The 22395-nt window shown below is 65.3% G+C and carries 21 protein-coding genes; 10 read left to right on the top strand and 11 right to left on the bottom strand.

From position 1 onward, the window contains the following. Positions 1-50: 50 nt before the first annotated feature. The 3 genes from NE2_RS08330 to NE2_RS08320 all read right to left on the bottom strand — a co-directional run bounded on the left by NE2_RS08330 (position 51) and on the right by NE2_RS08320 (position 3274). A complete protein-coding gene (locus tag NE2_RS08330) occupies positions 51-1688 on the bottom strand; it encodes a fatty acyl-AMP ligase (protein WP_063025351.1) in 1638 nt (545 codons plus the stop codon). Continuing rightward, positions 1685-1960, bottom strand: coding sequence for a phosphopantetheine-binding protein (locus NE2_RS08325; protein ID WP_063025349.1), 276 nt, complete (start codon positions 1958-1960; stop codon positions 1685-1687). Before NE2_RS08325 ends, NE2_RS08330 begins: the two co-directional genes overlap by 4 nt. A gap of 438 nt (positions 1961-2398) precedes the next feature. Further along, entirely contained in the window at positions 2399-3274 is an 876-nt protein-coding gene (locus NE2_RS08320) for an AfsR/SARP family transcriptional regulator (protein ID WP_084493885.1), read from the bottom strand. A 212-nt stretch (positions 3275-3486) separates the two neighbouring features. On the opposite strand from NE2_RS08320, the gene NE2_RS08315 reads away from it, so the two are divergent. Then, positions 3487-3792 carry a hypothetical protein gene (locus NE2_RS08315; protein ID WP_063025345.1) on the top strand — a complete coding sequence of 102 codons (306 nt, stop codon included), beginning with the start codon at positions 3487-3489 and terminating at the stop codon, positions 3790-3792. A gap of 149 nt (positions 3793-3941) precedes the next feature. Here the strand turns inward: NE2_RS08315 and NE2_RS37790 are convergent, their stop codons facing one another. Together NE2_RS37790 and NE2_RS08305 are read right to left on the bottom strand one after the other, a co-directional pair. Then, complete coding sequence (locus tag NE2_RS37790) at positions 3942-4727, bottom strand: helix-turn-helix domain-containing protein (protein ID WP_084493884.1); 786 nt, start codon at positions 4725-4727, stop codon at positions 3942-3944. 89 nt (positions 4728-4816) lie between these two features. After that, complete coding sequence (locus NE2_RS08305; RefSeq protein WP_146165325.1) at positions 4817-5398, bottom strand: hypothetical protein; 582 nt, start codon at positions 5396-5398, stop codon at positions 4817-4819. A 130-nt stretch (positions 5399-5528) separates the two neighbouring features. Between NE2_RS08305 and NE2_RS08300 the strand changes: the two genes are divergently transcribed. After that, a complete protein-coding gene (locus NE2_RS08300) occupies positions 5529-11960 on the top strand; it encodes a hybrid non-ribosomal peptide synthetase/type I polyketide synthase (RefSeq protein ID WP_218018572.1) in 6432 nt (2143 codons plus the stop codon). 216 nt (positions 11961-12176) lie between these two features. Here NE2_RS08300 and NE2_RS36680 read toward each other — a convergent pair whose 3' ends face one another. Beyond that, positions 12177-12431 carry a hypothetical protein gene (locus NE2_RS36680; RefSeq protein WP_218018571.1) on the bottom strand — a complete coding sequence of 85 codons (255 nt, stop codon included), beginning with the start codon at positions 12429-12431 and terminating at the stop codon, positions 12177-12179. Between the two features lie 372 nt (positions 12432-12803). Continuing rightward, entirely contained in the window at positions 12804-13535 is a 732-nt protein-coding gene (locus tag NE2_RS08290) for an MBL fold metallo-hydrolase (protein WP_233429709.1), read from the bottom strand. A gap of 30 nt (positions 13536-13565) precedes the next feature. Here NE2_RS08290 and NE2_RS08285 point away from each other — a divergent pair, with 30 nt between their 5' ends. From NE2_RS08285 to NE2_RS08270, 4 genes are all read left to right on the top strand, one after another. Beyond that, a complete protein-coding gene (locus NE2_RS08285; RefSeq protein WP_218018570.1) occupies positions 13566-14342 on the top strand; it encodes a helix-turn-helix domain-containing protein in 777 nt (258 codons plus the stop codon). Positions 14343-14444: 102 nt separating this feature from the next. Further along, positions 14445-14888: a YbaB/EbfC family nucleoid-associated protein gene (locus NE2_RS08280; protein ID WP_106958663.1), complete on the top strand. Its 444-nt coding sequence runs from the start codon at positions 14445-14447 to the stop codon at positions 14886-14888. 147 nt (positions 14889-15035) lie between these two features. After that, positions 15036-15374, top strand: coding sequence for a hypothetical protein (locus tag NE2_RS08275; protein ID WP_030517823.1), 339 nt, complete (start codon positions 15036-15038; stop codon positions 15372-15374). A gap of 105 nt (positions 15375-15479) precedes the next feature. Beyond that, entirely contained in the window at positions 15480-16520 is a 1041-nt protein-coding gene (locus tag NE2_RS08270; RefSeq protein ID WP_063025329.1) for a crotonase/enoyl-CoA hydratase family protein, read from the top strand. 96 nt (positions 16521-16616) lie between these two features. Here the strand turns inward: NE2_RS08270 and NE2_RS08265 are convergent, their stop codons facing one another. Further along, positions 16617-17108: a MarR family winged helix-turn-helix transcriptional regulator gene (locus tag NE2_RS08265; RefSeq protein WP_063025327.1), complete on the bottom strand. Its 492-nt coding sequence runs from the start codon at positions 17106-17108 to the stop codon at positions 16617-16619. A gap of 59 nt (positions 17109-17167) precedes the next feature. On the opposite strand from NE2_RS08265, the gene NE2_RS08260 reads away from it, so the two are divergent. Further along, positions 17168-18145 (top strand): pirin family protein, encoded by a 978-nt coding sequence (locus NE2_RS08260; RefSeq protein ID WP_063025325.1) that lies wholly within the window; start codon positions 17168-17170, stop codon positions 18143-18145. A 128-nt stretch (positions 18146-18273) separates the two neighbouring features. After that, a complete protein-coding gene (locus tag NE2_RS08255; protein WP_063015339.1) occupies positions 18274-18588 on the top strand; it encodes an excalibur calcium-binding domain-containing protein in 315 nt (104 codons plus the stop codon). Between the two features lie 77 nt (positions 18589-18665). Here the strand turns inward: NE2_RS08255 and NE2_RS08250 are convergent, their stop codons facing one another. Continuing rightward, positions 18666-18890, bottom strand: coding sequence for a DUF3618 domain-containing protein (locus NE2_RS08250; RefSeq protein WP_063025324.1), 225 nt, complete (start codon positions 18888-18890; stop codon positions 18666-18668). A gap of 100 nt (positions 18891-18990) precedes the next feature. On the opposite strand from NE2_RS08250, the gene bcp reads away from it, so the two are divergent. Continuing rightward, entirely contained in the window at positions 18991-19464 is a 474-nt protein-coding gene (gene bcp / locus NE2_RS08245) for a thioredoxin-dependent thiol peroxidase (RefSeq protein WP_063025322.1), read from the top strand. Between the two features lie 74 nt (positions 19465-19538). On the opposite strand, the gene NE2_RS08240 is transcribed toward bcp, so the two are convergent. Then, positions 19539-20816 carry a DUF7159 family protein gene (locus NE2_RS08240; protein ID WP_146165327.1) on the bottom strand — a complete coding sequence of 426 codons (1278 nt, stop codon included), beginning with the start codon at positions 20814-20816 and terminating at the stop codon, positions 19539-19541. A gap of 328 nt (positions 20817-21144) precedes the next feature. Here NE2_RS08240 and NE2_RS08235 point away from each other — a divergent pair, with 328 nt between their 5' ends. Continuing rightward, a complete protein-coding gene (locus NE2_RS08235) occupies positions 21145-21774 on the top strand; it encodes a TetR/AcrR family transcriptional regulator (RefSeq protein ID WP_228533674.1) in 630 nt (209 codons plus the stop codon). 143 nt (positions 21775-21917) lie between these two features. On the opposite strand, the gene acpS is transcribed toward NE2_RS08235, so the two are convergent. Next, on the bottom strand, positions 21918-22343 hold the full coding sequence (gene acpS, locus NE2_RS08230; protein ID WP_030517926.1) for a holo-ACP synthase AcpS: 426 nt from the start codon (positions 22341-22343) through the stop codon (positions 21918-21920). Positions 22344-22395: the final 52 nt, after the last annotated feature.

Raw genomic sequence — 22395 nt, 5'->3', positions numbered from 1 at the left:
CATCATCAAATTCCGGCCAGACCCCGAACTACTGGCCGTTGACACGGCGGTCATTGTTCCAGAACGAAGAGCGCGCGGGCGTGTGCGCGACGTAGTTTCCCGGATGTGGTTTTAGGCAGGGAGCCAGGCGCTGCGATGACCACGGTGCGAGGTGGAACGCCGACTGCTTTGAAGACTTCCATGCTGATCTCACGCCGCATGCGAGTGAGCTGCGCTTCGTCGCCGTGGTGCACCGATTCGGCAAGTACCGCGAAACTTTCAGCGGGCGTCGCTGCTGCTACCGATACCGCGACAACGTTGCCGAGGCGGACGCCATCCACGCGTTCGGCGGCTCGCTCGATATCGGTCGGGTACAGATTGCGCCCCGAGATGATGATGACGTCCTTCCGACGACCGCAGATGACGAGTTCACCTGCGGGCGTGAGGTATCCGATGTCACCGGTCCGAAGCCAACCGTCGGCATCCTGAGCCGGGACCAAACCTTGCGCGGTCAGGAGTGTTCCGGTGATGCTCTCGCCTCGGATCTCGAATTCCCCAACGCGACGGGCGTCAAGGGATGCGCCGGTGTTTGGATCCACGACCCGTACCTTGAGCCCGATCAACGGGCTGCCCAGCACTGCATACTGTTGGCCGTCGGACGAGCAGACCGCGAGTTGATTACTCCGAAGCATCTGCGGGTCGATCCGGTCTGCGCACAGGCCCCGACCAGGTTCTGTCCCGGATACCGCTACCACAGCCTCGGCCAGACCGTAGCAGGGCGCTAAAGCTGTTGCGGGCCAACCGAATCGAGCGGCCTGCTCGGTGAACCTCGTCATCGCCTCGCAGTCGACGGGTTCGGCGCCGTTGATGGCGTACCGGATGCTGGATAGATCCAGGCTGTGCTCGTCCGGGGTCCGCTCGAGGCGATTGCCCAGCAGGGAGTAGGCGAAATTCGGAGCCCCGGTGTAGGTGCCCCGGTATCGACTGATCAGCTCGGCCCACAACAGCGGGTTGTTCAGGAAAGCTGCTGGAGTGATGCTGATCAGTTCGGCACCGCACATCATGGGCATAGCCAAAAGTGCGATCATGCCCATGTCATGTGATAGCGGAAGCCATGAGATCGCGACTTCTTCTGTACTCGAACCGAATCCGGAGCGTTCGATGATGGCGGAGATGTTCGCATGCAGATTGCGGTGGGTGATGACCACCGCTTTGGGATCACCAGTAGAACCAGACGACAACTGAAGCAGCGCGACGGCGTTCTCCTCCGGTATCAGCGGCGCGATCTGCGGCCCACTGGCGAGATCGTCCACCCGCACGACGGTGGCAGACAAGTCACGCGGAAGTGCCGCAACGTCGAAGGACGCCCCGATGACCAATACGTTTGCCTCGATCATCTGCAGCACGCGCCCTGTTTCGGTCTGCCAGTGGGCCAGGTCGAGGCGTGGTGTTGGCTGCTGGAGAATCGTGGCGGCCGCAGCACGCATCCAGATCGCCTGCACCACAGGCGCGACTTCTGCCGGATCCGCGGAGAGCACGGCTACCTTCGCACCCGCGCCGGCGTGGGGCGCCAACGCGCCGGCCATTCGCTGTGCGAGGTGATGCAGTTGGTTCCATGTACGGCGAAGGGGGTGGCCCGGCTCCCCGGTCACCATGCCACGATCGCTGAGCGCGGCGGTCTCGTAGAGCCGGTCGGTAAACCGGCTCACCCCGCATCCGGTTCGACGGACCTGTCCACACCTTGGGCTCGGACGCATTCCTCGACCAGAAGGGCCAGTTCATCGAAAGTTGTGCACTCCATGGCGGCTTGCTCGGGAGGTTTGACCGCAAATCGTGCTTCGATCGATGACAGCGTGATCTTGAAGGCGAGCGAGTCGAACCCGAGATCGGCTACCAGATGAGTCTGGGGTGTTATCCGGCTGCGCTCGATCCTAAGGTCTTCGACGAAGAGCGCGGTCAACTGCTCATGAATGCCCGCCATGCCCGCGTTTCTAACATCGTGCGGTTATGACGCGGTTAAGGTCGGAGTAGGCAGGCTACGCGCCACGCTGTGGAGGTCTCCGTTCCCAGCCGGGCTTCGCACAGCCGCGCATCCGAAGGTGAGCAATCCGGGCCCGGAGCGGTGACGGCAGTCGCCCGTCCTGCTCGCGCGTGCTGCCTGAGATGCCGATCTTTGGGAGAATCGGGGCAACCGCTGGCGCGGTTACGCTGGCGTTCTGTCGCCGGGTGCCGTGCGCGTGTCAACCGGCGAGTCGCCGTCGGGCGATCGTGCCGACGTCGCGTCGGACTCTCTTGGGGCCGATCAGTAGACAGGCGGTCCCCTGCGGAGCGTGAAGTCGGCCGTGAGGGGTTGGCCCGTGGGGCGGGTCTAATAGATGGCCTCAATCCCTACTGTGTGACTTCGTCAGCGCGGGCCGGCTCAACGTGCGGCCGGTGAGGAAGTCTCGCGCTCGACTGTCCAATGGGCCCCGGAGCAACCGCGCGAGTGGATGCGCCGAGCGTCGGTGGAACTGATGAGGTCGCCGTTGTGCGCGCGCAGCAGCAGTCGTCGTGTCTCCTCCTGTGGTGCGGTGTCCAGCTCTCGCTCGAGCCGGGCCGCACATAGTTCGTACCAGTATTTGGCCTGTTCGAGTTCCGCGCGGCGGCCGTGGATGAGAATCATCGCCTGAAACGCTCGTTCGGCTGTCGGGTCCAGCTCGAGCATGCGGCGCGCATGCCGGACCGCCGCCGGAGCGTCATCGATATCGCTGGCGTGCTGCACCAGCGCGGTCAAGGCGTGCATCATCTTCGCGCGCAACCATTCTCGGTGCTCGCACACCCACTCCTCGCCACGTCGGGCGAGGAAATCACCGCGGTAGATCTCGGCAGCGCGACCGTAGTTGTCGACGGCTGTCTGCACGGATCCGTGCCATTCAGCCTCACTGCCTTGCCTGCAGAGGCGTTCGAATTCGTGGATGTCGACGCGTACCCGTTCACCCAGCCGGAGCTGATAGGCACCTTCCCCGCTTTCGATGTGCAGAAAATCACGATCCGGCCCGAACGCGGTGTCGAGCGCGCGGCGAAGTGTATGGACGACGACCTTGAGCGCGGTGGGGCCCGCCGGTTGCTCCGGCCGTGGCCACAGTGCTCGCTCGAGCCGCTCGCGGCTCACCAGTCGATCATGATCGATCAACAGCAAGGCGAGCAGATTGGTGCATTTCTTGGATCGCCAGCAGATGTTGACGTCATCGTCGAATCCAATCTGGAAGTCGCCCAACAATCTAACGACAACCTGGTTCGAATGGGCATGCGCCATTACCACTCACTTTACGCTCTGAAGACGGAGTTATTCATCCGGAACACCGGAGTGCCACACGATACTCATTACGCACACCGGGAGATACAGGCCTTTCAGGCTGCCCGGCCGGCGGCGCGACAGCATCCGGCGCACCGGCCTCCGGCCTCATGCCTGACATGCCCCGGTTTCCGATGCCGCCGGGTGTACATCGGGCGGCGACAGTCGAGGCAGTGGCGACCAGCATGGTCGTTGGCGTTGACGTCGGTAGCGAGGAGATTGTGCAGTGTCCGTGCCGTAGCCGCGTCGCCGCGGCAGACCACGCCCGCCATGACGACGCCGTCGGCGACTCGTGGGCGGTCGGGCTCGTCGAAGATCTGCCCGGCTCGCAACGCTTCCCGCGCACAGGCACGGAAACGGTCGGTGGGGCACAGGTTTCGGCATACTGCTTGCGCCGCAAGGGTTTCCGGATGGATATGCCAATTGCGGATATTGCGGCGCTGAACGAAGCCGGGAAGGCCGAGACATGGCGCAGGTGAGGTGTTCGATACCATGACAAATTCCTGAGGTGGAGTCAAAACTGATCGGATACATCATGCCGATTCCCACGTATACGCGAGTAAAGGGACATGATTTGGTAAAAAAGCGCGAATCGAAACTATTTGCAGATCAGTCGAATTGAGAATAGTTAATGAGAGGCGGGCGATACGATTTTTCGCGAGCCCGAATACGGTCGGACGACTCCGACGCACAGATGTAGCCAGTCCAGGCGAGCGGGCATCGATTGCAGTCGCATCGTCACGGTGACGGGACCGGAATCGGTGTTGATGTGCTGGGGCTCCTCGACCGGCCTGTCGTAGGACACCTCGCGGCGTAACCAGAGCACGGCGAAGTCGGGATCGTGCTGCAGTTCGGCGAGCAGTTCGATACCTACAGCCGGGTTACCGAAATGAGCGAGGATGCCCCGCATGCGGCCGACGTCGGATGCCGCCTCGGCTTCCCAGTTCAGGACCGCTTTGCGGCCGGCCGGGGCGAACAACCACCGGATGGCGTTACCGATTTCCACCCGGCCGGGAAACAGTGCCTCGTACGCCTCGTTGGCGACCACCACGTCCCATCGGATGTTGCAGAATGCGGCAGGGTGAGGCATCAGGTCATCGAGCATGGCTCGTTCATCGGGTGTGGCTTCGGAGCGAACGGATTGGGGAAACCAGGGCCGTGGAATGTGTACCCGAGTCAACTCGTCCAGATGCCTGCGTTCATCGCGCGCACTGAGCTCCAAAGCGTTTGCCAGTGAATCCAGCGATGGCTGACTGAGTCCGGTTTGCTCGCCACGTTCCAGCTTCTGAATAGTCCGCGCGGACAGGTGAGCCCGCTTTCCCAACGCTTCCCGAGTCAGTTTGAGCCGTTTGCGATGGAACTCGACATAGTCGCCCAGTGACGGCAAGGGAAGAGTCAGTTGGTGTGGCGACATACATACCCCCCGTCCACGGCTCGAGCACAGCGGTTACGCAAGTGCCCACTAGCGAAAGTCTTCACGATATATACCACTTACGTTCCGGCCTACTGTCGGCCGGTTGCGATGGCCAGCACATCCCCGACGCGATACAGGGCGCGGCCGTCGATGTGATGCACCGGCAGTTTGCCTCGCGCAGCCCATTGCCGAATGCGGTCGGCGGTGATGCGGGTATCGGAAATCCACGGCAGCAGTCGCGCCAGTTGCGCCGCGGTCGCCAGCTTGTCCGATGCGCGTCCGACCGCGGCCGTGCGCACAGCCGTGGCCGAGTGGGTCCGCTGACATCGAACGCAGTGGACGGTGACCTGTTCTTCGCCTGCGTACAGGGCCGCGCCGCAGACGCAGGCGCCGAGGACCCGCTGCTGCTGCCGCTGCGGGTGGTCGATCATGATGCGAGCCGCACGCACGGCAGCCGTGATGTCGGTGGCGCCGGCCAGCGCGGGCGAGTTCGCTTGGAGTTCAGGCACATGCGCCGACAGGTAGGAAGCCTGGCGCGACGCGTCGCCCGGCGCGGGGTGACCCACGACCGCAGCGACCTGACGACTCAGTCTAGCCAGGGCGCTGGTGAGAGCGGCTCGCGCGTCGGCGGCGCCGGTATGGAAGGGCAGCATCGGTTCACGGCTAGCCATCGGAGTCCGGCCTCCCATCGCCCTGGGAGCGACGGCATCGGTGCGCGACATAGTGGTCTCGAGTTCGACGAGCAGATCCGGCACATCGAGCAACGCCGCCATGACGGCGCGGCGGCTCAGCGGATCGAGGGTGCTCGCGGCGTTCGCAGGTCCGATAGCGAGCGAGTGGCTGCCAGACGGGCGGGCCCCGCAAACAAGGTTTTCGGTGCTTTTCACAGTGATGAGTGAAGCGCTCGGCACCCGGCCAAACAAGAAGGAAAACTGTCCTAAAAAAGGGTCAATTCCGGATGTAACGCCTGCCGCTGGTGCTCGGTCGTGCCACAGAAGGTACTGCACAATGTGCGGTAACCGGCTTCGAACGGCACCGTCATATCCTCGTGTTCAGAGTTGGGCGTGTTGGGTGAGGTGGACGGTGTCCGGGTTCGACAGCGACGGCAAGTCCGTCGGTGAGCCGATCGCAGTGGTGTCGATGAGTTGCCGTTACGGCGGTGGCGTGCATTCTGTCGACGAGATGTGGCAGGTCATGACCTCCGGCCGAGACACTATTGGCGAGATGCCCGACGATCGCGGGTGGGACCTTGCGCGACTGCACGGCTCCAACGGGAGCCATCCGACCAGCTCCACACGGTTCGGCAGTTTCCTTTCCGAGGCAACCGATTTCGATGCCGCGTTCTTCGGCATCAGCCCACGCGAGGCCGTGGCAATCGAACCACAACAACGTGTTCTGCTCGAGACCTCGTGGGAGGCGATCGAACGCGCCGGAATCGACCCCCACACGCTGCGTGGGACACGCACGGGCACCTACTTCGGGGTCATACAGGCCGAATACGGGCCCCGGATGGCCGACATGACCCGGACCAAGGGCTACCAGGACACCGGCCTTGCCGCGAGTATGGCCTCCGGTCGCGTCGCCTATGTGCTGGGTTTACGCGGGCCATCTCTCAGCATCGACACCGCCTGCTCGTCCTCACTGGTGGCGATACATACCGCGATCAAGGCGCTGCAGTCCCGCGAATGCTCCCTGGCACTGGCCGGCGGGGGCACCATTTTCAGCTCCGCGAGCCTGTTCGTCGGATTCTCAGTGGTCGGCTTGTTGTCAGCGGACGGCGCAACCCGCCCATTCTCAGCCGATGCAACCGGTTTCGGGTTGAGCGAAGGCGTAGGAGTTGTTCTGCTAGAACGACTTTCGGACGCACAGCGCCTCGGCCACCCTATCCTGGCCCTCGTTCGCGGAAGTGCGGTCGTTTCCGACGGCGCCTCGGCAGGATTGGTCGTTCCCGATCAGCGCGCCCAACAAGAAGCTATCGAATTCGCCTTGGCCGACGCCGGTCTCGACTCCGCCGATATCCAGGTCGTCGAAGCACACGGAACCGCCACGAAAGTAGGAGACCCGATCGAAGTAGCGGCGCTGACCCGAACCTACGGCTCGTCTCATACCCGCGAGGAGCCGCTGTGGATCGGCTCGGCCAAGTCGAATTTCGGTCACACCCAAGCCGGTTCCGGGGTGACAGGCGTGATCAAGATGGTCGAGGCCATTCGACGCGGAATCATCCCTGCCACAGCACATTACGACGGCCCATCACCACATATCGACTGGACCGCCGGAACGGTCCGCGTAGTGAGCGAGCTCATCGCTTGGCCCGCGACCGTCCACGCACCGCGCCGGGGTGCGGTTTCGGCGAACGGTCTCAGCGGCGTCAACTGCCACCTGATCATCGAACAGGCTCCGCCACAGCTCACTCGCACCACACCGCCCCGCCGCGAACTGCCGCTCGTGCCGTTGGTGTTGTCGGCTCGCACCGAGACCGCCCTCGCGGCGCAGGCATCCCGGCTGGCCTCCTACCTATGTCGGCGGGGCGAACACACGCTCACCGACGTGGGCTATTCACTGGCATCCGGCCGAGCACCATTCCAACGGCGCGCGGTGCTGCTCGCCACCGACCGCGCCGAGGCCGGCACAGCCTTGATCGAGCTGGCAACCGATCGAGAACAGCGTCCGGAACCCGTGGACGCGACCGCCGGCGTGGTCTTCGTCTTCCCCGGGCAGGGCCCACAGTGGCACGGGATGGGTAGCGAATTACTGGACACCGCCCCAGTTTTCGCTGAGCACGTGGCCGAGTGCGACAAAGCTCTGTCACAACACCTGGACTGGTCGGTGACCGATGTGTTGCGAGGCCAGCCCGATGCGCCCTCCATGGACCGGGTAGATGTCGCCCAGCCGGTGCTTTTCACGATCATGGTTGCCCTGGCGCGCATGTGGGAAAGTCTCGGCGTGCACCCGGCCGCTGTCATCGGGCATTCTCAGGGCGAGGTCGCCGCCGCCTACATCGCCGGTGCCCTCACCCTGCACGACGCGGCGCTGGTAATCGCGCGCCGCAGCACAATCATGGCGACACTCACCGGACAAGGCGCCATGGTGTCGGTGCCGCTGCCTGCCGACCGTGCCCGCGAACTTGGCGGCGACGCACTCACAGTCGCATGCATCAACAGTCCGAGCTCGTGCGTGCTGTCCGGGCCCGCCGACGCCATCGCAACACTGCTGACCACTTGCACCGCAGAAGGTATCGACGCACGACAAGTGGCCGTGGCAGTGTCGTCGCACTCCCCCCTGGTCGAGCCGCTACAGCCGGCGCTGGAACAGGCGATGAATTCGATCACGTCCCGATCGGGCGAGGTCCCGTTTGTGTCCACAGTCACCGGCAACTATCTCGATACCGCGGAACTCGACGCCCGATACTGGTACCACAACATCCGTGACACTGTCCGATTCGAGGACGCCGTACGCACCGCACACGCACAGGGCGCAAGGGTATTTCTGGAAGTCAGCGCCCATCCGGTACTGAGCCTCGCAGTGCACGAAACAATCACAGCCATCGATACCGACTCCGGCCGGCCCGCCCCCGTGGCGATCGCCGCGACCCTGCGTCGCCGCAACGGGGGTCTACGCCGATTCCTGTCCTCGGCCGCCCACCTCTATCGTTGCGGCGTTGCGGTGGATTGGACATCCTGTTTCGCCGGATCCGCAGCCCGCCGAGTCGACCTTCCGACCTATCCATTTCAACGCCAGCGGTTCTGGATGATGCCCGACGAAGGGCTGGCCCCGGCTGTCACAACGCCCCGTAGCCCATCCCTGACATCCGGACAGCCGATGCCGCAAACGAGCCACCTCACCGACACCCCCGCAGAGCCCAAGAAGCTCGATCCGTCCACTGCCGTGCAGGCGGCACTGGCCGCCGTACTCGGATATTCCGGCGACGAACCAATCGAACCCACCTCGACATTCGCCGACCTCGGTCTCGACTCACTGGCGGCATTGAGTCTGCGCCACCATCTCGAGTCCGCGTACGGCCTGCGGTTCACTGCAGCCGACCTCGCCAGACACCCGACGCCGGCCACATTGGCTGCCCACCTCAGCAGTGAACTCGCCACCGCCACAGCACCATCGACCACGCCTCCTTCAACCGAACACCACCGTGGAGCAGTCCACGAGTGGCCGCTGTCGCCATATCAAGCAGACCTCATCGTGCTCGGAGCACGCTTCCCGGATACGCCGGTGGTGCAGGCCGCCCAGTGCATGCGCCTTGTCGGCGCCACCGATGTCGACCGGTTGCGCGCCGCGATCATCGCCTCGTGTCATCGCCACGACGCGCTGCGACTGCGATTCGACACCGCCCAAGTCCCGCCCGTGCAGCGCCTGGCCCCCGCGCCCGTCGGAATCGAGTTCATCGATCTGCGGTCGGAAACCGAGCCTGCTGTGGCGCTGCACCACTGGACGCACGAGCGAGCGAATACCGTCTTGCCGATCGACGGGCACCAGTCCGAGTTCACCATTCTGTGCGATGACACCGATTCACTGCTGGTGTTCATCCGATTCCACCACGCAGTCGCCGACGGCTGGTCATTGATCCTGCTGGCTCGAGAGATCTCCGCCATCTACTTCGGCGAAGATCCGATCAATGCCGCGCCGAGCTATCTGTCCGTTCTCGACAACTTCCGCCACTATCGCGAGTCCGATCAGTGGAACACCGACCGCGACACCCTCGTCGAACGCTTCCAGCCGCTGACCCCAGCGTTGTTCGACCCGTCATGGGCGAGCACCCCATCGCCCCGGCTGGGCCGCTACAGCCGTGCAATCGACCGCCCCACGATGGAACGGATCCGAACACGCGGGCCAGTCGCGGCTCTGGTACTCGCCGCGCTCGGCGTTCACCTGCACCGCATCCACGGCAGCGGGGACATCGTCATCGGACTCGCCCTGCTGAACCGGGAAACCCCAGCAGAGTTGGCAACCGTCGGCGACCTCAGCAACGTTCTGCCCGTCCATATTCCGATCACCGCGGCAGCCACGTTTGCTGATCTCACCGAGCTGGTCCGGACGCAGGTGCTCGACCTTCAAACGCGCCAACGATTTCCCTACGGCGAGCTACTACGCGCCCTGCGCGAAATCACCGGCGCCGCAAGTCCACTGTTCGACGTGCGACTGACCTACAACAAAATTCCCGACCATCCCCACGCCGCGCGCCTACGCCGCGACGTAACCACACTCGCGGTCGGCAACACGCTCGGCGCCGTCACCATCCTCCTCAACGAATACGCATACGACGGCACCATCGATATCGAAATCTTCTACCGCACAGAGATCGCCGACGAAACCGGTATCGACAGAGCCGTCAGCCTGATCCTGGACACCCTCACCACCGCGGCTTCGAGCACGGTGCCACTGCGACCGCGAGCCCAGCAGTCACCAACCGATCACGATCGCTGCCTCACCGGGACCGACGAGGCAATGACGATCCCGCAACTGCTGGCCGCCACGGCGGAGCGCTACCCGAACCACACAGCATGCAGCTGGACCACTCCGGACGACAAAACCGCCTTCCTCACCTTCCGCGAACTGCTCGACCGTGTCGAAGCACTGGCCGCCAGATTGCGCGAACACAACGTGTGCCCAGGCGAATTCGTCCCAGTCATACTGCCCCGCTCCCCCGAACTGGTCATTGCTGTCCATGCCGTGATGACCGCCGGAGCCGCCTACGTACCGATTTCCCCGGACGCGCCAGCGTGGCGCATCCACACCCTGCTCGCCGACAGCCAGGCACGCGTGGTGATCGGCGAACCGAACCACGCCGCCGCATACGGCATCGAGGTGATCGCCCCGGACAGGCTTCCGCTGCAACACACTCCACCAGCGACCGTCCGACCCGGTGACCTGGCCTACATGATCCGTACCTCCGGGTCGAGCGGCATCCCGAAAGGGGTGATGATCGAACACCGCTCGATCATGAATCTGATGACGTGGATGCAACGGCACTACTCACTGCGGGAATCCGACGTCGTCCTGTTCAAGGCTCCCCAGACCTTCGACGCGTCGGTACCGGAACTGATGTGGCTGGCGCACGGGCCCGCGGTAGCAGTGCTTCCCGAACACACGCACACCGACCCCCGCAAAATCATCAACGCGATCGAACGCTACAACGTCACCGTCGTTCAGTTCGTGCCGACAATGCTCGGCCCATTCCTCGACGAGCTCACCGAGCGACCCCAAACCACGGCACGCATCCGCACCCTGCGCTACATCCTGTGCGGCGGCGAAACTTTGCACCCCGCCCTCGTCCGCCGCTTCGGCGAAATATTCGCCGCCGCAGGTCTCGACGACGTCGTGTTGTCGAATCTGTGGGGACCCACCGAGGCAACATACTGCGCGTCCTACTTCGACATCACCGTCGCCGACGCACGGAAAACCTCGACCGTGCCGATCGGCACCGCAATCGACAACACCGAACTGACAGTCACAAACCCCTACGGTCATCCCGTCGACACCGGAACTCCCGGCGAAATCACGATCGCCGGCCCCGGTCTGGCGCGCGGATACCATCAGCGAGACGACCTCACAGCAGAAGTATTCATCACCAGCCCAACCGCTCCGGGGCGTCGCCGCTACCGCACCGGCGACCTCGCCCGGTACAACGCCGCCGGCCAGCTGGAATATCTCGGACGCCTCGACGACCAGATCAAAATCCGCGGCAACCGCCTCACCCTCAGCGAAGTCACCACGCACCTCAACGACTGCCCCGGAGTCCACGCCGCCACAGTCATCGACGACACCAACACCCACGGCACCACCCTGCTCGTCGCCTACTACACCGGCACCGCCACCACCGGCGAAATCACCGCCTTCCTCCGCGACCGCCTCCCTCACTACGCCATCCCCACCGAAATCGTTCAACTCCCCTCGATCCCCACCACCCCCAACGGCAAAGCCGACCGCCGAGCACTGAGCGACAGCCGCCCCCGACAAGCACCACAACCAACCCCAATCAGCCCCTCACACACACAGATCGAAGCCCATCTCACCCAGGCATGGGCCGAAGTCCTCGGCACCATTCCCAACCCGAACGACGACTTCTTCCTCACGGGCGGCGACTCCATCTCCGCACTTCAATTCCGCGCAGCCCTCGAAAAACGTGGCATGTCATTCGAACTCAACACGCTTTTCACGAACCCGACCATCACCGCTTTGACACAACAACTGCACACACGGAACGGAGCCACAAACATCTGATCCGCCAGCACCGGGCGGCGTGCCCAACAGCAGCAACCGGGGCGATCAGACCGATCGGTTCAGCACGCTAGCGGCGGGAGACTCGAAGTCGTCCCGGACGGCGCGGATCGACATTTACGGATGTGTTCGCGTTCTATCCCGGACAGGGCGGCCAGTACGGTCAACACCGCTCCGGACGGGTCGTGGGAGGGAGCCCTGGAGTTCGCCGTTGAGGAACTACAGGCCGATGTCGGCGGCCTGTAGCAGCTCGGCCGAGCCGCCGAGTTCGATGCCACGGCCGAGGCGAATGTGTTCGTGCACGACCAGAGTGACCGCGACACCGGAGGCGCGGATCTCGCGTGCCAGGCGACGCGCGGTCGAGTTCGGGGCGGATCTGGGCACACCGCCGGCATGGGCTCGGTGCACGACCACCGCTGATCGCAAACCCAACTTGCGACGCAGCCCCAAATGCACCGGGCCCGATGCTGGCACCGAATTGGATTCTTGTGCGGGAGTGGCACCGACTCGACCCATCCCAAAACAACCCCAAAGTTTCCGGGGAACAGTACGCGATTCCGTGACCGAACATGCACGGCACACAAGGACGTCGACGGCCATAAACTCGACCCCGGAACCACATACCAACACCAAGAAATGAGTACCACCAGCACGTTGACAGGAACTCTCAACCAGCGGGTTCGGGGTTCGAGTCCCTGATGGCGCACTCCACGAAGACCCCTGACCAGGATTACCGGTCGGGGGTCTTCTGCGTTCCGGTCCGGACGATCCGCGAATTCCACTCGGTCACAACGGGATTCCACGCGCTGTTGCACATGCGCTGCGGCCCGGAGACGACGGGCTCGATCAGCCGATCGGTGGTGCCAGATATTCCAGCGCGTAACCGGAGCCGGCGGGGGTTACGCGGGCGATGCCGGGTGAGTCGAGGTGGGCGCCGGCGACGAAATGGTGTGGCCGGGTCAGTTGTTCGAGGAGGGCCGCCCGCGCAGCGCGGGCATGGGACTGGTTGCCGTCGAGTTCCCAGGAGACCTTCGGCCGATCGAACTGGAGGGCCGGGACGTGGACCGTGTCGCCCCAGACGAGAAGGTGGGCGGTGCCACTACTGACGTAGTAGACGGTGTGACCGGGAGTGTGACCCGGTGTCGGGATCGCGGTGACCCAATCGTTGATCGCGATTCTCTCCGACACGGGGACGACCCGGTCCCGGATCGGCGCCAGCCGGCCCGTGAACACCGATGTGTCGCCCGCACCGATCCACACACGTTCGAGTTCGGCGAACGCCTCCGTGCCGTCCGGCGCGATCAGACCGCTCACGTGGTCTTCGTGGTTGTGGGTGATGGCCACATCGGTGACCTGCGCCCGGTCGATTCCCGCCTCGTCGAGCGCATCGTAGATCAACCCCATGGTGGGGTCGTGCCACACATCGGACGCGCCGGTGTCGATGAGAACCGACCGCGCGCCGTCGGTGACGAAGAAGGCGTTGACCGCCAGCCGCACGTTGTCGCCGACCAGCGGCACGGCGGCCGGCAGCTCCTCGAGCGGGCACCCGTCCTCGTCGCGGAGCCGGCGCGTCGGCATGTCGATGTATCCGTCTCGCAACGAAATCACTTGCAGATCACCGAATTCGAACGTGGCATGGAGCCTGCCACTCGAAACCACACGCAGAAGACCTCCGTCGTGTCACGCGGATCACGTAACTCTTCGATAGAAGATGTCTTCTTCTATCGAAGAAACATACACTGTGAACGGCGAAATACCCATCGATCGAGGAGCACGGTGGTCGAGCAAGACGCAAACGTGACCGGACCACACCACGGTGACGACCCGGCCGGTGTGTTCGGCGTCAATGTGCGGCGACGCCGCGAGGAGGCGGGGCTGACGCTGGAGCAGCTGTCGACACAGTCGTCGGTCAGCCGGGCGATGCTGTCCAAGGTCGAACGCGGTGAGAAGAGCCCGACGATCGGCGTCGCCTCCAGGATCGCCCACGCGCTCGACGCGTCGCTCTCGGACCTGATCGGCGGGGCGGCCGCTGCCGCATCCGGCGTGGCCGTCGTCCTGCGCAAGAGCGATCGCCCGGTTTTCCGCGACCCGGAAACCGGCTTCGAACGACACATGGTGTCAGCGGCTCCGGGCGCGGGAACAGGCGAGATGATCGTCCACCACCTCCCCGCACAGGTCTCCACCGGGCTGCTGCCCGCGTATCCGCCGGGTACCGAGAAGCAACTCGTGGTGCTCGACGGCGCCCTCACGGTGTTGATCGGCGGGATCAGCGAAACCCTGAACACGGGCGACTCGCTGTTCTTTCAGGCCGACGCGGACCACGGCTTCGCCAACCGAACGAACGCTCCGTGCGAATACATCATGGTCATCTCGCGCAGAACCTGATCGGCCGCCGATCCTCCCACCACCGAGAAGGCAGCGTCCGGCCTGTCGCGCAATGTGGAGGACAATCGTGTCTCCCGGTTCAGCCGACGAGAGGACACCGATATGGACCGGTGGCGGCGGGAGGCCCTGCGGTCGGCCAACAGCGGACTGCGTAACCAGGTCGAGCGGTTGCTCGACTCCTACGAGCAACAGCACTCCCGGCTCGCGGAGATCAATCAGCAGCTGGAAAACGTTCGGGTGCAAGCCGATTCCGCCGACAGTTCGGTCACGGCGACCGTCGACGCCGGCGGCGTTCTCACCGATCTGTCGCTGTCGGCCGCCGCGCTGCGCAAGCCGGCGGCGGAACTCGTCCGCACCATCGTGGAGGCGACACAGGAGGCCGCCCGCCGGGCTCGCAGGCAGAGCGAGGCCGCCGCGGCGTCGGTCGCGGCCGACCTGGACGACCAACCCGACCTCTCCGACATCCTGGATGAGTCGCCGACACTCCGGGACATCCGCGAATTCTTCCGGGGAACCGACACGTCGGCGGGCGGGACTGCGCCGTAGCCGAGTCCGGCAGACCACGGAACCGGTGACCGGCCCGCAAGTGCGCTGGCCGATCATGCCGACTATCGACCGGAGTGGATCCTCTGGTTCGGCTCGGCGGGGACGTGGCTAGGCTCGTGGGCAATTCGCTCGCGATCGGGAACCGATATGGCCGACTACGCACATACCGACCACGCCAGTAAGGGCCGCGCCGAGAAGGCGCGACGGCTCGCGGCCTATCTGTGGCAGCGCGGAATCTCCGGCGCCGAACTCGCGACGATCCCGGCAGCCACGCGCCGCAAACTCGCGCGGGCCGCCGATACCAATCCGCCCAGCACCGACGAAACGTGGGCGCTGGTCGCGCGGCTGCTCGACGAGAAGGACGGGTGGGCCGCCCGCAACCCGAATCATCCTGCCGCACAACGCGATCACACGGACGAGAAGATCCTGTGGATCAAGCCGCCGGTGACGCCCTGGCTCGCCGACGACGGAAAACCGGCCCCCTGAACCACCGGTCCGACGCGCCTTGCACGCCGCAACCCATACTTCCTCCCCGATCGGCAGCCGCGGCACCCCTTGACAGCAAGAAGTGAACTGGAGTTCACTTCTTGGGTGACCGACGATGCGCACCACTCCGGCACCCGGCCCGCGGCCTGGCGCGAGGACCTGACCAGCGGCGAGGACTCGCTGTTCGCCGACCGACCCGAACCGGAGCAGGGCCCGGCCTACCGCACCCTCACCTACGAGGTGACCGGCCGGATCGCACGCATCACCTTCGACCGGCCCGAGCACGGCAATGCCATCACCGCCGATACTCCGATCGAACTCGCGCACGCGGTCGAGCGTGCCGACCTGGATCCGCGCGTGCACGTGATGGTGGTTTCCGGACGCGGCAAGGGATTCTGCGGCGGCTACGACCTCTCGATCTTCGCGGAGAACGGTCTGTCCCCCACTGTGTCGGCCCAGCCCACGACCGGAACCGTTCTCGACCCGGTGGTGCAGGCGCGCAACCACAACCCTTGGGGCACATGGGATCCCATGGTCGACTATCAGATGATGAGCCGGTTCAACCGCGGCTTCTCCAGCCTGCTGCACGCGAACAAGCCGACGGTCGCCAAACTGCACGGATTCGCCGTCGCCGGCGGGACCGACATCGCCCTGTTCTGCGATCAGATCATCTGCGCCGACGACACCAAGATCGGCTACCCACCCACACGCGTGTGGGGCATTCCGGCGGCCGGTATGTGGGCGCACCGGCTCGGTGACCAGCGCGCCAAGCGGCTGCTGTTCACCGGCGACTGCCTCAGCGGCAAGCAGGCCGAGGAGTGGGGCCTGGCCGTGGAGTCCTGTCCGGCGGACGAGCTCGACGAACGCACCGAGCAACTGCTGGAACGGATTTCGCGCATGCCGATCAATCAGCTGATCATGGCGAAATTGGCACTCAACAGCTCACTGCTGGCCCAGGGCGTCGCGAATTCGGGCATGGTGAGCACCGTCTTCGACGGCGTCTCCCGGCACACGCGCGAAGGCTATGCCTTCCAATTGCGCTCGGCCACAGTCGGCTTCCGGGAAGCGGTGCGCGAACGCGACGAACCGTTCGGCGACTGGAAGCGGGCGCAATTCGACCGGTCGGATGGCGCCGAAGACAGGTGAATGCCGCGTCCGGGACGAACAACCCGGGCATCGCACCGGCCGCGACGACTTCGGAGCCTCGGTACCGAAAACTCGCACGACCGTCCGCTGTGCGCCTCAATCCGCGTGCGCAACGCCACCGATCGCCGGCGGCATATCCGATTCGCTCTCGGCACGCGCGCTCACCTTGTCCGCCAGCGATCGCAACGCTATTGCCTCCGCGTCGGTCAGCTGGTCGACGAACAGTCGCCGGACCAATTCGACATGCCGGGGCGCGGCCTTTTCGAGCGCCCGGCGACCGGAGTCGGTGAGACAGATCAGCCGGCCGCGCGCATCGTCGGCGGCCGGACTCCGCACCACCAGCCCACGCTTGTCCATCCGCGCCAGATGCTTCGACAGCCGGCTCTTGTCCCAGCAGATCTGCGCGGCGAGGTCGCGGGCGCGCACACTCCCCTCGCGCGCGTCGGACAGCGCCACCAGAATTTCGTAATCGGAGACCGACAGCCCGTCGCTCGCGAGTCCGGCGGCCATCGCGGCGTCGAGGCGCTGACGCAGCCGGATGTACGCGGACCAGGTCCGTTGCTCCTGTTCGTCCAGCCACCGCACCATGGGAATGATCCTACCGAGTATTTGGTTGACATGGACACCAACCGGCCTAGGAGGACACCATGCCCGCGATCACCGTCGACGACATCCTGGTGTTGCCGCGACTGCCCCGCCCGGAGCAGACCATGCGGCAGCGGCCGGTCCGGACCGTGACCACCGCCCACAAACAACTCGAGGGCGCCGGATTCGAGGTGCGCCGGCCCTTCCCGAGCCTCGATGTGCGCACCGCGGATCCGTTCATCCTGCTCGACCACATGGGGCCGGTCGCCTACGAGCCCTACCAGGCCAAGGGCGCCCCCTGGCATCCGCACCGCGGTTTCGAAACCGTCACGTACATGATCGACGGCACCATGGTCCACCACGATTCCAACGGCGGTGGCGGAACGATCGCCGAGGGCGACACCCAGTGGATGACCGCCGGCTCGGGCATTCTGCACGACGAACTTCCCGCCGAGGACCTGGTGATCTCCGGCGGCGTATTCCACGGCGTGCAGCTGTGGGTCAACCTGCCGCGGTCGCTGAAAATGGCGGACCCGCGCTACCAGGATCTGCGCGCGAGCGAATTGACACTGGTCACCTCCTACGACGGCGGCGCACTCGTGCGCATCATCGCCGGAAATATCGGCGGATACGAGGGGCCCGGCTCGACCTATACGCCCATCGCCTACGCGCATGCCTCGATCAGCCCCGGCGCGCGGCTGGAAACGCCGTGGCCGCGGGAGTTCACCGCGATGGCGTACGTGCTGGCCGGCAGCGGCACCGTCGGCGACGAGGGCCGCACCCTGACCGAGGGGCAACTGGCGGTACTCGGCCACGGCGAGGCCGTCGCGCTGACCGCCGACGACCACCAGGACGGACCCACCGGTCAATTCGAGGTACTACTGCTGGGCGGCGCGCCCATTCGTGAACCGGTCGTGCAATACGGTCCGTTCGTGATGAATTCCAAACAGGAAATCATCGACGCCATAACGGATTTCGAGGCCGGACGAATGGGACATATTCCGGCGGAACATATGACGGGCCGCCGCCTGGGTGAATAAGCGGCTCTCGGCCGTGCGGTTGACAACGGCGGTCGCCATCAGAACAGTAGACTCGGCGGTTCCGGCCCTGCCACCGCGGGGAGTGCGGCCGGTCCGCCGTATCAACCGCAGCTGACATCGAGGATTACATGAACGTTCGCAGGCTAATCGTGACCGGCGCGGGCTTGATCACCCTCGCCGCCCCGATCGTCCTCACCGCCCCGTCCGCCATGGCCGACGGTTTCGTTCCCACCGGTTCCGCCGGTACCGGATCGTCGGGTATCGACGATGCCATCGGTGCCACCGGCTCGGCGGGGCTGACCCAGACGGGTTCGGCGGGAGGCACGTTCAAGAATTGTGACGAGGCCCGGGCGGCGGGTCGTGCCCCGCTGTTCCGTGGTGAGCCCGGCTATTCGCCGCACCTGGATCCCGACGGCACCGGTATGGCCTGCCCGACCGTCTGATCCCCGCGGCACTGGCCGTAGACGAAAAGAACCCGGTGTGACACTGTGTCACACCGGGTTCCGTCGTTTCTGCGGCGTCAGCGGCGGAAGATCTTGATCAGCACCAGCACGCCGACCAGAGTGCCCGCGCCGATCAGGCTGTACTTCACCTTCGGCTCGTTCACCTTCGCCACCACGGCCCTCTTGGTGTTGTCGGCGATCCGCTGCGGGTCCGCCCGCACCGCGAGCTCGTCGAGTGTGCCCGCGAGCCGATTGCGCGCGGCTTCGATCTCCCGCTCGATGTGCTCGGTATCCCTCGCCACATTGTCTCCTGTTGTCGTTCCGGTAGGTCGCTGGGCGTCGAGTCTATCCGCCGCCACCGATGTCGCGTCCGTTGTCACATCGGTGGGCTACCGTGCTGGCATGACCGATACCAAAAAACTCGGCCCCGGCGATCCCGCGCCGGATTTCACGCTTCCCGACGCCGACGGTAAGCCGGTGTCGCTGGCGGACTACCGCGGCCGCAAGGTGATCGTCTACTTCTACCCGGCCGCCAGTACGCCCGGCTGCACCAAGCAGGCGTGCGACTTCCGCGACAACCTGACCGAGCTGAACGAGGCCGGCCTCGACGTCATCGGCATTTCGCCCGACAAACCGACGAAATTGGCGAAATTCCGGGACAACGAGAAACTGACCTTCCCCCTGCTCTCCGATCCAGACCGCGAAGTGCTCCAGGCATGGGGCGCCTACGGTGAGAAGACGATGTACGGAAAGCGCATCACCGGCGTCATCCGCTCCACCTTCCTGGTCGACGAGCAGGGCGTCATCCAGGTGGCGCAGTACAACGTGCGCGCGACAGGGCATGTGGCGAAGCTGCGCCGCGACCTGTCGGTGTAGCGCGAACCGGCCGTAGACGAGGCGAGGGGCCCGAGACGATCGTCCCGGGCCCCTCGCGGGTGCTTCGCGGCTGTTCAGTCGCGCTGCGGCATCATCGCGACCATCCAGCGCAGCGTCAGCCGCCAGTGGTTGTCCCACCACTCGGTGAATTCGGCGGTTCCGAGCGGCGGCGGCGCCGATTCGCCCGGAAACAGCAGCGAGCCGTTGGGCGCTCCGACCGGTTCGGTCGGGGCCGGGATGACCGACTTCGTCTGCGGTTGCGGCGAATCCGGCTGCGGCGCCTCCTTGGCCAGGCGCTTCGGCTCACTCGCCGGATCCGACCCGCGCACGCCCAGCCAGGACGAACCGTCCAGACCCCAGCCCGCCGCGGCCGGATCGGCATCGGACGGATCCGGTGCGGCATGCCGCGGACCCGATGACGGCCGATCGGCGGGGCCGTCGATCGGCAATTCCGGAATCGAATCCACCGCCGGCAGACCGGGTTCCGGTCGTGCGTGGCGCGGCCCCCGGCTCGGCTGCGCGTTGCGGGCGTCGGCGAGGCGGGTGGTGGCATCCGAACGCGGATGGTCGGTGAGCTCGTGCACGCCGCCGATGGTCAGACCGCCGGCCAGCACACTCGCCGCGGCGACGACCGCGACCGAATTGCGTGATACCCGTGCGCGTTCCCCCGTTCCCGCGACGAACGCCTCCGGCTGCACCACGAGTGCCGCACCGATCGCCGACCCGGCCTCGGCCATCGCGCACGGAATCACCGGCGCGTTGAACCCCGCCGACAACACCGCGGCGAGCCCCGGCTGCTCTGCCTCCGAACCGATCGCGACGACCGCGCTGGGCCGAACACCGGCCGCATCCAGCTGATCCCAGGCGGCGGCGATGCCCAGCCGCACCGAATCCTCGGAGACGAAACCGGCGGCGGTAGCGGTGGCCGCGACCACCCGGTCGCGATGCGGCGAAATCAGCGAGAAGCCTTGGTATCCCGGGATCAGCTCGCAGATCAGCAGGTGGTCGAATTCGCTCGCCCAGGTCATCGCGCGGGCCAGTGCCAGATGCGCCGACTTGGCCGAGACCAGCGAGGCCTCGTACCACGGCCCGGAAGCCAAGCCGGTGACGACCGCCCGCCGGCCCGCGGCATCGCGATAGGTCACGGCCGCCCCGGCGATCTCGTACTCCGCGCCGACCCGCGCGGCGAGCCCGTCGAGCAGCGCTTCGATCAGCCCGGGCAATCCGGTCGGCGACGCGGCGCCCAGTTCGGCCACGTGGTGCGCGAGCACCCGGTCGGTCAGTTTCGCGCTTCCCTCGCGCAGGGCCACCGCGTCCACGCAGTCGCGAGCGATCGAAGCACCGAGAGTCACCACAGGTCGAACCACCACAGATCAGGCCTTCCGTGTGCAGGAACCGCGCCGAGAAAGTTGCGCCGAGCAGCGGTTCAACGCCGCAGCGGTAATGATCGAAAATCGACACACCCCCGCCGATGTAGATCTACTCGGTATGTGTTCGTCACCACATTCGGCTTGGATGGGTTATGAATCGGACCGAATCGCGGGTACAGAAGTCGGCACCGTGTGTCATCCGCGTGTCGCTACCGCTAGCCTGGTGGATGTGGTGGAAGCGCGCACGGCACCGAGGTCGAACCGGCGTCCTGATCCGGCGTTGGAGCTGCAGGACGACCCGCAGGAGTTGATGCCGCGCCGGCGGCCCACCCAGGAACGTAGCAAGCGCAAATTCGATGCGCTGCTGCAATCGTCGCGCGAACTATTGGTCGAGGTCGGATTCGAATCGTTCACTTGCGAGGAAGTCGCCGCCCGCGCCGAGGTGCCGATCGGCACGCTGTATCAGTTCTTCGCCAACAAATACGTCATCGTCTGCGAATTGAATCGGCAGGATCTGGTGGCCGTTTCCCAGGAGCTGGCCGACTTCCACGGCGAAATTCCGTCGATGGACTGGTTGCGGCATATGAACAAACTCGTCGACCACCTCGCGGAATTGTGGATGACCGATCCGTCGCGGCGCGAGGTGTGGCTGGCCATGCAGTCGACCCCGTCGACCCGCGCCACCGGCGCCATCCACGAGAAGGAATTCGCCGAGGCGGTGCAGCAGATGCTGCGGCCGCTGATGCCGCGCACCCCGCGTGGGCGCCGCTCGATGATGGCGCAGGTGCTGGTGCACGTGGTGTATTCGATGCTGAATTTCTCGGTACAGGACGGGCTCAGCCACGAGGCGGCCGTGGCCGAACTCAAGCGGCTCATGGTCGCGTACCTGTTGATCGCGGAGAAGGAATCGCGCACCGGACAACGCGATACGACGGCCTGATCGCGCGCGATCCGCACCTTCGGGCGATAAGGCTTTCCGTCGCTCCGACGAAGGGCGGAACCGGCGACGTGTGAGCGGGACGTCGCCGGTTCCGGCCTTCGCAGGAGCGACGGGCCGACTCGGGCTGCCGGAGCCCTACCGCCTCAGGGGTTTTCGATCAGATCGGCCAATTCGCCCGGATCCTCGAGGACGACCATCGCGGCGGCCGTATCGCCGTCGTGCGTGATCGACAGGTGCACCCGCACCCGCGGCAGGAATTCCGCTGCCAGTCCGTGCAATTTGATGCTGGGCCGGCCCCAGGCGTCGTTCACCACTTCGATGAGCGGATACGGGTTGTCACCGATCTGCGGGCGGCGAGCGAACCGCGAGGTGGCCCATGCTTTGAGCACGGCCTCCTTGGCCGCCCACCGCGCCGCGAAACTGCGGGCCGGATCTGTGCCCTTGCTCTGACAGTAACGCCGCTCACCCGCGGTGAAACTCTCCCGGAGCATGGTGGTTCCGGCCCGTTCGAGCTGTTCGGCGAAATCGGAGATGGTCACCAGATCCAGGCCGATACCGAGGATGGTCATGAATCCGCAGCCTACGGATTCGGCGGGCCATCATCGGTATCGGCGGATCGTT

The organism is Nocardia elegans NBRC 108235 (assembly GCF_001612845.1).
GTDB classification, from domain to species: Bacteria; Actinomycetota; Actinomycetes; order Mycobacteriales; family Mycobacteriaceae; genus Nocardia; species Nocardia nova.
Note: the sequence above shows the minus strand (reverse complement) of the source record. Positions and strands in the feature narration are given on the sequence as shown.

Excerpts from the sequence above, each read along its gene's own strand:
- NE2_RS08290 (WP_233429709.1), bottom strand. The coding sequence starts at position 13,535 with ATGCCGACGCGCCGGCTCCGCGACGAGGACGGGTGCCCGCTCGAGGAG.
- NE2_RS08280 (WP_106958663.1), top strand. The coding sequence starts at position 14,445 with ATGGACCGGTGGCGGCGGGAGGCCCTGCGGTCGGCCAACAGCGGACTG.
- NE2_RS08275 (WP_030517823.1), top strand. The coding sequence starts at position 15,036 with ATGGCCGACTACGCACATACCGACCACGCCAGTAAGGGCCGCGCCGAG.
- acpS (WP_030517926.1), bottom strand. The coding sequence starts at position 22,343 with ATGACCATCCTCGGTATCGGCCTGGATCTGGTGACCATCTCCGATTTC.
- NE2_RS08325 (WP_063025349.1), bottom strand. The coding sequence starts at position 1,960 with ATGGCGGGCATTCATGAGCAGTTGACCGCGCTCTTCGTCGAAGACCTT.
- NE2_RS08260 (WP_063025325.1), top strand. The coding sequence starts at position 17,168 with ATGCCCGCGATCACCGTCGACGACATCCTGGTGTTGCCGCGACTGCCC.
- NE2_RS08305 (WP_146165325.1), bottom strand. The coding sequence starts at position 5,398 with ATGGCTAGCCGTGAACCGATGCTGCCCTTCCATACCGGCGCCGCCGAC.
- NE2_RS08255 (WP_063015339.1), top strand. The coding sequence starts at position 18,274 with ATGAACGTTCGCAGGCTAATCGTGACCGGCGCGGGCTTGATCACCCTC.
- NE2_RS08265 (WP_063025327.1), bottom strand. The coding sequence starts at position 17,108 with ATGGTGCGGTGGCTGGACGAACAGGAGCAACGGACCTGGTCCGCGTAC.
- NE2_RS37790 (WP_084493884.1), bottom strand. The coding sequence starts at position 4,727 with ATGTCGCCACACCAACTGACTCTTCCCTTGCCGTCACTGGGCGACTAT.
- NE2_RS08320 (WP_084493885.1), bottom strand. The coding sequence starts at position 3,274 with ATGGCGCATGCCCATTCGAACCAGGTTGTCGTTAGATTGTTGGGCGAC.
- NE2_RS08235 (WP_228533674.1), top strand. The coding sequence starts at position 21,145 with ATGCCGCGCCGGCGGCCCACCCAGGAACGTAGCAAGCGCAAATTCGAT.
- bcp (WP_063025322.1), top strand. The coding sequence starts at position 18,991 with ATGACCGATACCAAAAAACTCGGCCCCGGCGATCCCGCGCCGGATTTC.